This window comes from Pseudogemmobacter sp. W21_MBD1_M6, from assembly GCF_052119585.1.
Taxonomy (GTDB): Bacteria; Pseudomonadota; Alphaproteobacteria; order Rhodobacterales; family Rhodobacteraceae; genus JBGQOJ01.
The window spans coordinates 649076-660941 of sequence record NZ_JBGQOJ010000001.1 but is presented as its reverse complement, the minus strand read 5'-3'; the positions used below and the strand labels follow the sequence as shown (position 1 = coordinate 660941).

Annotated in this window: 12 protein-coding genes; 5 read left to right on the top strand and 7 right to left on the bottom strand. The window is 61.0% G+C overall.

What is annotated here, in order from left to right; genetic code table 11:
- Positions 1 to 64 precede the first annotated feature (64 nt).
- Entirely contained in the window at positions 65 to 1240 is a 1176-nt protein-coding gene (locus tag ACEN2R_RS03195; protein ID WP_442039104.1) for an acetyl-CoA C-acyltransferase family protein, read from the bottom strand.
- A 112-nt stretch (positions 1241 to 1352) separates the two neighbouring features.
- On the opposite strand from ACEN2R_RS03195, the gene ACEN2R_RS03190 reads away from it, so the two are divergent.
- Positions 1353 to 1604, top strand: a complete 252-nt coding sequence (locus ACEN2R_RS03190; protein WP_442039102.1) for a hypothetical protein — start codon at positions 1353 to 1355, stop codon at positions 1602 to 1604.
- Here ACEN2R_RS03190 and ACEN2R_RS03185 read toward each other — a convergent pair.
- From ACEN2R_RS03185 to ACEN2R_RS03175, 3 genes are all read right to left on the bottom strand, one after another.
- Entirely contained in the window at positions 1601 to 2341 is a 741-nt protein-coding gene (locus ACEN2R_RS03185) for a metallophosphoesterase family protein (RefSeq protein ID WP_442039100.1), read from the bottom strand. The two genes, ACEN2R_RS03190 and ACEN2R_RS03185, sit on opposite strands and share 4 nt — an antisense overlap.
- A gap of 106 nt (positions 2342 to 2447) precedes the next feature.
- Positions 2448 to 4043: a phosphoglycerate dehydrogenase gene (gene serA, locus ACEN2R_RS03180; RefSeq protein WP_442039098.1), complete on the bottom strand. Its 1596-nt coding sequence runs from the start codon at positions 4041 to 4043 to the stop codon at positions 2448 to 2450.
- A 52-nt stretch (positions 4044 to 4095) separates the two neighbouring features.
- Entirely contained in the window at positions 4096 to 5250 is a 1155-nt protein-coding gene (locus ACEN2R_RS03175) for a phosphoserine transaminase (RefSeq protein ID WP_442039096.1), read from the bottom strand.
- Positions 5251 to 5406: 156 nt separating this feature from the next.
- On the opposite strand from ACEN2R_RS03175, the gene serB reads away from it, so the two are divergent.
- Positions 5407 to 6282 (top strand): phosphoserine phosphatase SerB, encoded by an 876-nt coding sequence (serB, locus tag ACEN2R_RS03170; protein ID WP_442039094.1) that lies wholly within the window; start codon positions 5407 to 5409, stop codon positions 6280 to 6282.
- A gap of 18 nt (positions 6283 to 6300) precedes the next feature.
- Positions 6301 to 7059 carry a TSUP family transporter gene (locus ACEN2R_RS03165; protein ID WP_442039092.1) on the top strand — a complete coding sequence of 253 codons (759 nt, stop codon included), beginning with the start codon at positions 6301 to 6303 and terminating at the stop codon, positions 7057 to 7059.
- A gap of 87 nt (positions 7060 to 7146) precedes the next feature.
- Here the strand turns inward: ACEN2R_RS03165 and ACEN2R_RS03160 are convergent, their stop codons facing one another.
- On the bottom strand, positions 7147 to 7884 hold the full coding sequence (locus tag ACEN2R_RS03160; RefSeq protein ID WP_442039090.1) for a hypothetical protein: 738 nt from the start codon (positions 7882 to 7884) through the stop codon (positions 7147 to 7149).
- Positions 7874 to 8869 (bottom strand): asparaginase, encoded by a 996-nt coding sequence (locus tag ACEN2R_RS03155; protein ID WP_442039088.1) that lies wholly within the window; start codon positions 8867 to 8869, stop codon positions 7874 to 7876. The genes ACEN2R_RS03160 and ACEN2R_RS03155 overlap by 11 nt, the downstream gene beginning before the upstream one ends.
- A 189-nt stretch (positions 8870 to 9058) precedes the next feature.
- On the opposite strand from ACEN2R_RS03155, the gene ACEN2R_RS03150 reads away from it, so the two are divergent.
- The gene (locus tag ACEN2R_RS03150; RefSeq protein ID WP_442039086.1) at positions 9059 to 9580 is read left to right on the top strand and encodes an invasion associated locus B family protein; all 522 of its coding nucleotides are present in this window, start codon (positions 9059 to 9061) and stop codon (positions 9578 to 9580) included.
- Positions 9581 to 9686: 106 nt separating this feature from the next.
- Positions 9687 to 10871 (top strand): 23S rRNA (adenine(2503)-C(2))-methyltransferase RlmN, encoded by a 1185-nt coding sequence (gene rlmN / locus ACEN2R_RS03145; RefSeq protein WP_442039084.1) that lies wholly within the window; start codon positions 9687 to 9689, stop codon positions 10869 to 10871.
- 108 nt (positions 10872 to 10979) lie between these two features.
- On the opposite strand, the gene ACEN2R_RS03140 is transcribed toward rlmN, so the two are convergent.
- Positions 10980 to 11828, bottom strand: coding sequence for an LOG family protein (locus ACEN2R_RS03140; RefSeq protein WP_442039083.1), 849 nt, complete (start codon positions 11826 to 11828; stop codon positions 10980 to 10982).
- Between the last annotated feature and the right edge of the window lie 38 nt (positions 11829 to 11866).

Below are 11866 nucleotides of genomic sequence, written 5' to 3'. Positions count from 1 at the left end.
AATGGCCAACTTTGTTCTTTAAATACTCAAGTCCATAACTTTTAACTTCAGCTTTCCGGCTAAGTTAGAGACGTTCAATCGCAAGCGCGATACCTTGTCCGCCACCGATGCACATTGTGATCAGCGCGGTTTTTCCGCCTGTGCGCTGAAGTTCGAAGAGGGCCTTGATCGTGATGATCACGCCGGTCGCGCCCACAGGATGGCCAAGCGCGATGGCACCACCATTCGGGTTGACGCGGGCGGGATCGAGGCCGAGGCTTTTGTTCACCGCAAGGGCCTGCGCCGCGAAAGCTTCGTTCGATTCGATCACGTCGAAATCGGTGATCGCCATGCCGGTTTTGGTTAGCAGAGCCTTGACCGCGGGCACTGGGCCGATACCCATCACATCTGGCCGAACGCCTGCGTGCGCATAGCCGATGATCCGCGCAAGTGGTTTCAATCCCGCCTGTTCGGCGGCGTCCGCGCGCGCCAGAACCAGCGCCCCTGCGCCGTCGTTTATACCGGAGGCATTGCCGGCGGTGACCGTGCCATCCTTTTTGAACACGGTTTTCAGGCCGCCCAATGCGTCGGTTGTTGTGGTTTTGGGATGCTCGTCGGTATCAAAGACAACCGTTTGGCGTTTCACCAGATGATCAACCGGCACGATCTGTGATTTGAAGTGCCCGCCGGCGATTGCGGCGGCGGCGCGGCGTTGGCTTTCCATCGCGAACTCATCTTGTGCTGCGCGTGTTATGCCATGCTCTGCCGCGACGTTTTCCGCCGTGACACCCATGTGGCCCGTCCCGAAGGGGCAGTTCAGCGCGCCCAGCATCATATCTTGTGCGCCTGCATCGCCCATCTTCTGGCCCCAGCGTGCCGACGGCAGGATATAGGGGGCGCGGCTCATGCTTTCGGCACCGCCGGCAAGGCCGAATGCGCAATCGCCCAGTATCAGAGACTGTATGACGGACACGATGGCCTGCGCCCCCGAGCCGCAAAGGCGGTTGACGTTCATCGCGGGGACCGTGTCGGGGATGCCCGCCTGAATCGCGGCAACGCGGCCAAGATACATATCGCGGGGTTCGGTGTTGATGACGTGGCCAAAGACCACGTGGCCGATTTGTGCAGGGTCCACATTGGCACGCAGCATCGCCGCTTTTGCGACGATGGTTCCAAGGTCGCCGGGCGGGATGCCCGCCAGCGATCCGCCAAAGGCGCCGATAGCGGTGCGTGCGCCTCCAAGAATTACGATGTCGGTCATGGGGAACCCCTTTTTATCGAAATGGTCTGCGATTTATTAACGCATTTTGCGTAGTCAGGCGTCAGTAACGTCGCGTCGGACCTGCGCGGACGTTTTGCGGGAGGCGTGCGTGGTGCAAAATGTTGTCATTGCCTTGCAGGGTGCCTTGTTCGCGGGCTGGATCTGGGAGGTGCTGCGGTTGCACCGTGTCCTGCTGTCCTGCGCGCGGGCGCAGCGTGGGCACCCTTTTCCGGCGCTTGGGGCGATGGTCTTTGTCTGGCGCGGGTTTTTTGCCGGACGCGAGGTGCCGCAGATGCGGGTGCGGCTGATAAAGATCAGCCTTTTGGTCTGTATGGCGAATGTTGTGGTTCTGATGGCGCGTTAGGGCCTAAGCGGCGTGCGGCCCGTGGGGGTCAGCCGCCATACGGTGCGGTCTTCGATCACCACGACGGTGATCGGGCGGCCATATCCGGCACCGGAATCGATATTGAGGCGGTTCCCGTAATTCTGCGGAGCGTCGAGCGCGGTATGGCCGTGCACCACAAGCGGCCCGTGGTCGCGGGTGTCATCCAGAAACCCGTCGCGAATCCAGAGCAGGTCATTCTCCTGCTGGTCAATGGCGGCGACGCCTGGCCGGATGCCCGCATGGACAAACCACAGGTCGGCCACGCGGTGCTGAAGTGGAAGCGCGTTGATGTAATCCAGATGTTCGGCGGGCACCTGTTTCAGCGCCTGTTCATGGACCTCGGCCAAGGGACGGTCTGCCGCATCTGCCACGCCATAAGACGCCAGTGTTGTGCTGCCGCCAAGGCGCGGATGCAGCCAATGCAGACCCGACAGGATGGCGGGATCATGGTAATCAGGGGCGTCGATGAACCGCGTGAACAGGCGGTCATGGTTGCCCTTTATCACGACCCATGGCGCGCCCTTGGCCTGACCGTTCATCAACACGTCGATCACTTTGCGGCTGTCGGGGCCGCGATCGACCAGATCGCCCAGATGAACCACCTGCGCAACCGGATCACCGGTTATCGCGCGGTCCATTGCGATCAGATCATGGGCCCCGCGCAACATGTCCAGCTGGCCGTGGATGTCGCCGATGGCGTAGATGCGGTGGGTCATGGTCACCTCCGTATGCGTGATTTACGCCAGAATAGGGTCTGTTTTCCAAAACGTAAGGCCCCCTGTGGAAACAGGGGGCCTTTGGTCGGTTCATATCGGGGCGCGATCAGGCGACGTCGAATTCCAGCGTCTTGACCTGCTTGAACAGGCCGGTTGCCTTCAGCTTGTCCAGAACCTTTGTCGGGATCGCGTTATCGACATATAGCAATGCAATCGCCTCGCCCCCTGCGGCGGATCGGCCAAGGGTAAAGTTCGCGATGTTGACTTTGTTCTCGCCCATGGTCTGGCCAAGTGTGCCGATGATGCCCGGAACGTCCTCGTTCGTCGTATACAGCATGTGCTGGCCGATCTCGGCGTCGATGGTGATACCCTTGATCTGGATAAAGCGTGGCTTGCCGTCGCTGAACACGGTGCCGGCAATCGAGCGTTCGCGCGTGTCGGTCACAACGGTCACTTTGATATAGGCGTCGAATACGCCGGACTGTTCCTGTTTCGTGGTCGAAATCTGGATGCCGCGCTCTTTTGCGACAACTGGGGCCGATACCATGTTGATATCGGGGTTCGCCGTTTTCAGGATGCCGGCAATGGTTGCGGCATTCAGGGCGGCAAGGTTCATGTCGGCAACAGTGCCGTCATAAAGCACGTTGATCGCCTTGATCGGCTCGTCGGTCATCTGGCCGATGAACGCGCCAAGATGGCCTGCCAGCTTGATCCATGGCGTCATCACTTTTGCCTCTTCGGCAGAAATCGACGGCATGTTGATCGCGTTGGTCACGGCACCCGACAGCAGAAAGTCCGACATTTGCTCTGCCACTTGCAGGGCGACGTTTTCCTGTGCTTCGGTCGTTGCCGCGCCAAGGTGCGGGGTGACGACGACGTTGGGCAGGCCGAACAGCGGCGAGTCCGTTGCGGGCTCTACCGCAAAGACGTCAAAGGCGGCACCGGCAACGCGGCCCTCTTTCAGGGCGTCGGCCAGCGCTTGTTCATCGACCAGACCGCCGCGGGCACAGTTGATGATCCGAACGCCGGGTTTCAGCTTGGCGATGTTTTCCCTGGACAGGATGTTGCGCGTCGCGTCGATCAATGGAACGTGCAGAGTGATAAAGTCGGACCGCGCCAGCAGCTCTTCCAGATCGACCTTGGTCACGCCCAGTTTGTCGGCCCGCTCTTCGGACAGGAACGGGTCGAAGGCGATGACCTTCATCTTAAGGCCAACGCCACGTTCAGCCGCAATAGAACCGATATTGCCGCAACCGATCACGCCAAGTGTCTTACTCGTCAGCTCGACGCCCATGAACTTGGACTTTTCCCATTTTCCGGAATGGGTCGAGGCGGAGGCCTCGGGGATCTGGCGGGCAACGGCGAACATCATCGCGATGGCATGTTCTGCGGTTGTGATAGAGTTGCCGAAGGGGGTGTTCATCACGATGATACCCTTCTTCGACGCGGCGGGGATATCGACGTTGTCGACACCGATGCCGGCGCGGCCGATGACCTTCAGGTTGGTCGCAGCCTCGATCAGCTTTTCAGTGGCTTTTGTTGCGGACCGGATGGCAAGGCCATCGTAGTTGCCGATGATCTCAAGCAGCTTTTCCTTGTCCTTGCCAAGTTTCGGCTGGAAATCGACATCAATGCCGCGGTCGCGGAAAATCTGGACGGCGGCGTCTGACAGTTCGTCAGAAATGAGAACACGTGGTGCCATGGGTAGGCTCCTTTTTTGAAACGATTGAATTCGGGAAGGGAAGGCGGCCGGATCAGGCCGCCTGCAATACTGCGTTGATCTCGGCGTTGAACGCCCAGTCGAGCCACGGCATCAGCGCAGCCACATCGGCGGTTTCGACCGTGCCACCGCACCAGATCCGCAGACCGGCAGGCGCGTCGCGGTATGCGCCAATGTCCAGCGCGACGCCTTCGGTTTCCAGACGCTTGGCCACGGCCTTGGCGAATGCTGCGCCGTCGGTGATGCGGGTATCGGTGAACTTCAGGCAGACGCTGGTGTTGGACCGGGTCGCAGGGTCGACCGCCAGAAAGTCGATCCAGTCGTGGGCTTCGACAAAGGCGGTGATTGCGGCGGTGTTGGCGTCTGCCCGGCCAATGAGGCCCTTCAGGCCGCCGATGGATTTCGCCCAGTCCAACGCGACCAGATAATCCTCGACCGCCAGCATCGAGGGCGTGTTGATGGTTTCGCCGACAAAGATACCGTCGATCAGCTTGCCGCCCTTGGTCAGGCGGAAAATCTTGGGCATGGGCCATGCGGGCGTGTAGCTTTCCAGCCGCGCAACGGCACGGGGCGACAGAACCAGCATGCCGTGGGCCGCTTCGCCGCCCAGCACTTTTTGCCAACTGAATGTGGTGACATCCAGTTTGTCCCAGGGCAGGTCCATCGCAAAGGCGGCGCTGGTGGCGTCGCAGATGGTCAGGCCGTCGCGGTCGGCGGGGATCATATCGCCATTCGGCATCCGAACGCCGGATGTGGTGCCATTCCATGTAAAAACAACGTCGCGGTCATAGTCGAGCGCGGCCATGTCAACGATGTGGCCATAGTCGGCCTTGTGGACATTCGCGTCCAGCTTCAGCTGCTTCACTGCGTCGGTGACCCAGCCTTCGCCGAAGGATTCCCATGCGACCATCTCGACCGGGCGCTGACCCAGAAGCGACCACATGGCCATTTCAACCGCGCCGGTGTCGGACGCGGGAACGATACCGATCTTATAGTCGGCGGGGATGCCGAGAATGTCGCGGGTGGTTTCGATGGCGGCCTTCAGCTTGGCCTTGCCAACGCCGGCACGGTGCGAGCGGCCCAGGGGCGCATCGGCAAGTGCATTCAGCGAATATCCGGGAATTTTGGCGCAAGGGCCGGAAGAAAAACGCGGGTTGGCCGGCCGCGTGGACGGAGTGGTCGTGGTCATTATGGTATCCTCACAGATATTTGCCCTTCGTTGGGGAAGGGTGTCCCACTGTTGCGTCTACGCTTGGTGCGGGGCTGGCACAAGACGGAAAACTGCGGTAATGCGCCGCTTGACCCTCAAAAAACGACGCGCGCGTCCACTATCGGAAACTTGCCCATGTTTGTTGCGACCCTTCTGACCAATCCTGCCGCCGCCTCGCTGGATCGTGCCACAGTTGAATCGCTGCGTGACGCGTGGGGTGGCGGCAATGCGGTTTGGCTGTCGGTCGGGGTTGCGGCGGAATTCGCGCTGGACGGCATTCCTGCGAATCGCTGGGATGTCTGGCAGGGGTTGCAGGCGATCGGCGTTGATCTGGTGGTGCAGCCGATGCAAGGCCGCCGCAAGAAGATGCTTCTGGCGGATATGGACAGCACGATGATCCAGCAGGAATGCATTGACGAACTGGCCGCCGAGGCGGGCGTTGGCCCGCGCGTGACCGGCATCACCGCACGCGCCATGAACGGAGAGCTAGATTTCGAAGGCGCGCTGCGCGAACGTGTCGGCCTGTTGAAAGGGCTGGACGAAAGCGTGATCGCCCATGTTCTGAACACACGCATCACCTACATGCCCGGCGGGGACGTCCTTTTGGCGACGATGAAGGCGCAAGGCGCCTATGCCGCCCTAGTGTCGGGCGGGTTTACCGCCTTTACAACCAGCGTCGCGGCGCATCTGGGGTTTGACGAAAACCGCGCGAATACGTTGCTGATCGAGGCAGGAAAGCTGACCGGAAAGGTCGCCGATCCGATCCTTGGGCGCGAGGCGAAAGTGTCCGCGCTGAAAGATATCAGCGCGCGCCTTGGTCTGCCCCATGACGCGGTGATGGCCGTTGGTGACGGGGCCAACGATCTGGGGATGCTGGGCCTTGCCGGTGCGGGTGTGGCGCTGCATGCCAAGCCGTCTGTCGCCGCGCAATGCGATATCCGCATCAATCACGGCGATCTGACGGCGCTGCTTTACATTCAGGGATATTCGCGCGACGAGTTCGCGGCCTGACCTTTCCGAAAGACACCGATGTTCGAGCTTGGCGTGCAGGTTCTGCCCCTGCTGTTGTGTGCCGCCTTTGTGGCAGGCTTTGTTGATGCGATTGCGGGCGGCGGTGGCCTGATCACGCTGCCTGCGTTGCTTTTGGCGGGGGCCACCCCGATCGAGGCATTGGGCACCAACAAGGTGCAGGGCATGTTCGGGTCGGGGACTGCGGCATGGTCTTTTGCCCGAGGGGGCCATGTGGATCTGCGCAAACAGGTGCGGCCCGCGCTGACGGCCTTTGTCGCGTCTGCGGTTGGTGCCGCGCTGGCCACATGGCTACCGACGGATGTTCTGCGCTATGCCTTGCCGGTTGTCATGGTCTGCATTGCGCTGTTCTTCGCGTTCAAGCCGGGCCTTGATGATCTGGACCGCACGGAACGGATGACGCCCGCGTTGTTCGGGCTGACGATGGTGCCAATGATCGGCGGGTATGACGGGCTGTTGGGGCCGGGCGCGGGATCGTTCTATATGATCGCCTTTGTGACCCTTGCGGGATACGGCGTGTTGAAAGCCACGGCGCATACCAAACTGCTGAACTTTGCGTCCAACATCGGCGGGCTACTGGGGTTCGCGTTGGCGGGGGCGCCTTTGTGGGTGACGGGCCTGTTGATGGGCCTGTGCCAGATGGCGGGGGCGCGGCTTGGGTCGGCGCTGGCCATGCGCATCGGGGCCCGCGTGATCAAACCGCTGCTGGTCGTCACCTCGACCTTGCTGGCCGCAAGGCTGTTGTGGGATTTGATCTAGAGCGTGTTGCATCCAATCAAACCCAAGAGTTTCAGAATTCGCCGGGCCTTACGGCGAACTTCTGAATGCGATTTGATGCAGCATGCCTTAGTCCAGACGCGGTCCGAACTGCCGGCGCAGGTCACTGTCAAGCAATAGCTGGAAATTGGGCAGATCGGGCAATTCCCGCTGGGCCTGTTTCCAGACACCTTCAGGGTTTTCGCGAACCGAGGACACGATCGCCTCTCTGGATGGCACGGTGTCCGCGCAAAGGTTCGGCAGCGTCGGGTGCGCCCCGACCGCCGCCAGACCGGCGATGGTCAGGCAGGCATCGCGGACCTGTTGCGCCGCGTTGCTGCGAACCGCGAAAACCCCCAGATAGGGAATGCCCTGCGCGGCGATGGTGGCGCGCACCCGCAAGACCCCCTGTTCGACACGGGCGGTCAGATCATCAAGACCGTCGATGATCGTCAGCTTTTGCGCCTCGAAATCCGCCGTCATGGATGCCATCCGGTCCGTGCTTTTCATCAGCTCACCCGACAGCCAGTTGTTTTCATCAACCAACGCGCTGCGGGTCTTTTCCAATTCGGCAAGATCGTCGATGAATTGGGCCTCTTGGGCCTTTCGGGCCGTGGCAATTTCGATATCGCGTGTGCCGCGCACCGTGGTCACGCCGGCGATCTTTTCGATCCGGGACGACACATCCGCATTCAGCGGGTCCACCGTCAGGGTGGCAAAGTTCAGTCCGGCCATGCCGATGACGGCGACCCAGAAACCGCCATTGGTCAGCAGCCGGAACAGGCGAAACGGAAGACCAAGGAAAAAGCGCAGGGGTTTAGAAGACATTCGAGGACCGCAGGTAACCGGTGACGGTTCCCTTCCTGTTGGTAATGGGGGCATTCAGCCGTTTCAGCGTTGCGGGATGGTTCGCATTCAGAACGCCCAGTTTTACCAGAAGCGCCGCAATGGCGCATTCAGAGGCTCGGGTAGCCCCGTCGGTGATCTTCAGTGCGATGCCCAATTTCTGGTCCGGCAGGATCGCGACAAAAACCGCCTCTGCTCCGGTTTTGATCGCCACTTTTCCGCCCATGGCCCGCATCAGTTCGGTGCAGGCGCGGCCTTCGCCAGCGACAAGTTCCGGGAAACTGGCCATGGCGCGGGTCAGGCGTGCGGCGGACCGTTCACGCACTGTTGCGCCACCTTCGGATGATGCCGCAAAAAACGCCATTGCGCGGGCAAGGCCGTGGACCGAGGTCGCAAAGTTCGGGGCAGAGCATCCGTCGATGCCAAAGCCGGGGCTGTCCATGCCGGTTACATCCTCGAATGCCTCGCGGACTGCCAGTTGCAGCGGGTGATTGGGGTCTACGTATTCCGGTCCGGCCTTCAGATGCTTGTTCACCGTCAGAAAGCCGCAGTGCTTGCCCGAGCAGTTGTTGTGCAACTGACAGGCGGTTTCACCGGACAAAAGCAATGCGTCCCGCGTATCGGTATCGTAGGGGTCATGGGTGCCGCACCGCAGGTCGTCCTGTGACAGGTCCAGACCCTTTAGCCAAGCGGCGGCGCGGGCGGTGTGGATTGCCGCCCCCTGATGCGAGGCGCAGGAAAATGCCAGATCTTCGGGCGTCAGTCCGGCAGCGTCCGCCGCACCGCTGTCCAGCAGCGGCAAAGCCTGCAGCATCTTGCAGGACGAGCGGGGCAGGATGATCGCATCGGGGTTTCCCCAGGCCTGCACAATGCCGCCGGATGCGTCGCAAATCACCGCATGTCCGCTGTGCACGGATTCCAGAAACGCGCCGCGCCAGACCTCTGCCATGGGAACTGGGGATGTCATTGTGCTGCTCTCTCTCACTCTTGCGCGATTTTCCGCCAACGGGGCTTTCCCAATTTGGCACTTTTACGTTAGTGTAGCACTATCGAGTTGAAAACCACCCGCTCTGAAGAAAAGTTCGCGAAAGATCGGCTATCCGGACGGGACATTGAGGCAGAAACAGCTGGAGGCTGTGAGAATATGACACCATTAATGACGCGCTGCATTGCCGGCGTAGTTCTGGCGCTGGCCGCAACGGGCGTATCGGCGCAGGAATCCACAAATCGCGTCGCTGCGAAGACAGACTGGGCGGTCTTTGCAGAACCGCCAGCAAAACCCACCGAATGCTGGGCCGTCAGTAGCCCCAAGGAAACCGTGAACTCCAAGGACGGGCGCGTGGTTGCGGTAAAGCGCGGTGATATCTTGCTGTTTGTCACCTACCGGTCCGGGTCCGGCCCCAAGGGCGAAGTGTCGTTCACCGGCGGCTATCCTTTTGCCAGCGGGTCAACTGTGACGCTTGATATCGGTGGCACACCGTTCGAGCTGTTTTCGGACGGCGAGTGGGCCTGGTCTGCATCCGATGCGGATGATGCCAAGATCATCACCGCGATGAAACGCGGGTCCAGTGCGGCTTTGTCCGCGCGGTCCGGTCGTGGCACGATCACCAAGGACAGCTTTTCGTTGCTTGGGTTCACGGCCGCGCTGGACGAAGCCGAAAAGCAGTGCGCGGGCTAAGACGTTATACACATGAAATCGGCAGGGGGTGCGGGCAGCCGCGCCCCCTGTTTCTTTTGACGCACGAATCCTGTATGGGCTGCGTCGATCCACGGAGCAAAACACCATGACCACCAGCGCCCCCATCACGCAGGACGTGTTTACGATCCCCCGCAAGTTGCCCGAAGGCGGCAAGATCAACCTTGTCGGGTTGACTCGCGACGGGCTGCGCGCCGCGTTGATCGCTGCGGGCACACCGGAAAAACAATCCGGGATGCGGACCGGTCAGGTCTGGCAATGGATCTACGAAAAAGGCGTTCGCCGGTTTGATGTCATGAGCAATCTGGCCAAGGACTACCGTGCGCTTCTGGCAGAGCATTTCGTGATCGAGGTGCCTGAGGTGGTGACCAAGCAGGTCAGCGAGGACGGCACCCGCAAGTATTTGGTGCGGATCGCGGGCGGTCACGAGGTCGAGGTGGTCTATATTCCCGAAACCGATCGGGGAACGCTGTGCATCTCGTCCCAGGTCGGCTGCACCCTGACCTGTTCGTTCTGCCACACCGGCACACAAAAGCTGGTGCGCAACCTGACCGCCGGTGAAATCATCGGGCAGGTCATGGTGGCGCGCGACGATCTGGATGAATGGCCCGAACTGAGCCGTGCCCCGAGGGACAAGACGCGGCTGTTGTCGAACATCGTTCTGATGGGCATGGGCGAGCCTTTGTACAATTTCGAGAACGTGCGCGACGCGATGAAGATCGCGATGGACCCCGAAGGAATTTCCCTGTCGCGTCGCCGGATCACCCTGTCGACCTCGGGCGTGGTGCCCGAGATCGCGCGAACGGCGGATGAAATCGGTTGCATGCTGGCGATTTCATTCCATGCGACCACCGACGAGGTGCGCGACGGGCTGGTGCCGATCAACAAGAAGTGGAACATCGCCGTATTGCTTCAGGCGTTGCGCGATTATCCCAAGTTGTCGAATTCAGAACGGATCACGTTCGAGTATGTGATGCTGGACGGGGTGAACGACAGCGACGACGATGCGCGTCGTCTGGTGCAGTTGATCGAGGGCATTCCGGCCAAGATCAACCTGATCCCGTTCAACGAATGGCCGGGCGCGCCCTACAAGCGGTCATCGAACAACCGCATCCGTGCCTTCGCGGATATCATCTATCATGCGGGCTATGCCTCTCCGGTCCGCAAGCCGCGGGGCGAGGATATCATGGCGGCCTGCGGTCAGCTGAAGTCGGCGACAGAACGCGCCCGCAAATCCCGCAAGGTGATTGAGGCTGACGCAGCGCCGGACTGATCCAGAGGGGACGCCTGTGGCGTCACTCCTTTAGTCTCGCCCCCTTTCGGGGGCTCGGGTTTTGCGCTTCGCGCGAGAGTATTTTTGCCGAGAAGAACCTGACAGGGTCTAGCGGCCCGGAATGCTTCCGCGCTTTTCCCCGGCGCCTTGCCAAGTCTCGATTGCGGCGACGGCCTGCTGTGCGGTTTCGACAAAGACAAAGAGATCCAGATCTTCGGCAGAGATCGTACCTGCCTCTGCCAGCGCATCCCAATTGATGATCTTGCGCCAGAACGCCTCTCCGAACAGAAGGAAGGGGATGCGTTCCATGCGACCGGTCTGGATAAGGGTCAGGGCCTCGAAGGTTTCGTCAAGGGTGCCGAATCCGCCGGGAAAGACTGCGACCGCCTTGGCCCGCATCAGGAAGTGCATTTTGCGGATGCCGAAGTAGTGAAAGTTGAAGCACAGACCCGGTGTGACGTATTCGTTCGGCGCCTGTTCGTGGGGCAGCACGATGTTCAGCCCGATCGACGCGCCGCCCGCGTCTGCGGCTCCGCGGTTGCCTGCCTCCATCACGCCGGGACCGCCGCCGGTAGAGATCACGTTTTCCCGGCCACCGCTTTGCAGGGATTTGAGCGTCATCAGGCGGGCGAATTCCCGCGCCTCGTCATAGTATTTTGACAAATCGGCAAGTGTGGGCGTGCGCGCCGTGTCTCTCTTTGCCGGTTCGGGAATGCGTGCGCCGCCAAAAAGGACGACTGTCGAGGCGATGCCGGCCTCGTCCAGCAGCATCTGGGGTTTGAGCAGTTCCAGTTGCAGGCGCACGGGGCGCAGTTCGTCGCGGCACAGGAATTCATCATCGGCAAAGGCAAGCCGGTAGGACGGCGCGCGTGTCTGGGGGGTGTCGGGGATGTGCCGCGCGGTTTCGATATCCTGATGGCTGTCGCGAAACGGATGGTTTCTTGGATCGTCTTTCATCGTGTTTTCCTTATGCTCTGACGCGGCGGCGTTGCGCC

Excerpts from the sequence above, each read along its gene's own strand:
- ACEN2R_RS03195 (WP_442039104.1), bottom strand. The coding sequence starts at position 1,240 with ATGACCGACATCGTAATTCTTGGAGGCGCACGCACCGCTATCGGCGCC.
- ACEN2R_RS03185 (WP_442039100.1), bottom strand. The coding sequence starts at position 2,341 with ATGACCCACCGCATCTACGCCATCGGCGACATCCACGGCCAGCTGGAC.
- serA (WP_442039098.1), bottom strand. The coding sequence starts at position 4,043 with ATGGCACCACGTGTTCTCATTTCTGACGAACTGTCAGACGCCGCCGTC.
- ACEN2R_RS03175 (WP_442039096.1), bottom strand. The coding sequence starts at position 5,250 with ATGACCACGACCACTCCGTCCACGCGGCCGGCCAACCCGCGTTTTTCT.
- serB (WP_442039094.1), top strand. The coding sequence starts at position 5,407 with ATGTTTGTTGCGACCCTTCTGACCAATCCTGCCGCCGCCTCGCTGGAT.
- ACEN2R_RS03165 (WP_442039092.1), top strand. The coding sequence starts at position 6,301 with ATGTTCGAGCTTGGCGTGCAGGTTCTGCCCCTGCTGTTGTGTGCCGCC.
- ACEN2R_RS03160 (WP_442039090.1), bottom strand. The coding sequence starts at position 7,884 with ATGTCTTCTAAACCCCTGCGCTTTTTCCTTGGTCTTCCGTTTCGCCTG.
- ACEN2R_RS03155 (WP_442039088.1), bottom strand. The coding sequence starts at position 8,869 with ATGACATCCCCAGTTCCCATGGCAGAGGTCTGGCGCGGCGCGTTTCTG.
- ACEN2R_RS03150 (WP_442039086.1), top strand. The coding sequence starts at position 9,059 with ATGACGCGCTGCATTGCCGGCGTAGTTCTGGCGCTGGCCGCAACGGGC.
- rlmN (WP_442039084.1), top strand. The coding sequence starts at position 9,687 with ATGACCACCAGCGCCCCCATCACGCAGGACGTGTTTACGATCCCCCGC.
- ACEN2R_RS03140 (WP_442039083.1), bottom strand. The coding sequence starts at position 11,828 with ATGAAAGACGATCCAAGAAACCATCCGTTTCGCGACAGCCATCAGGAT.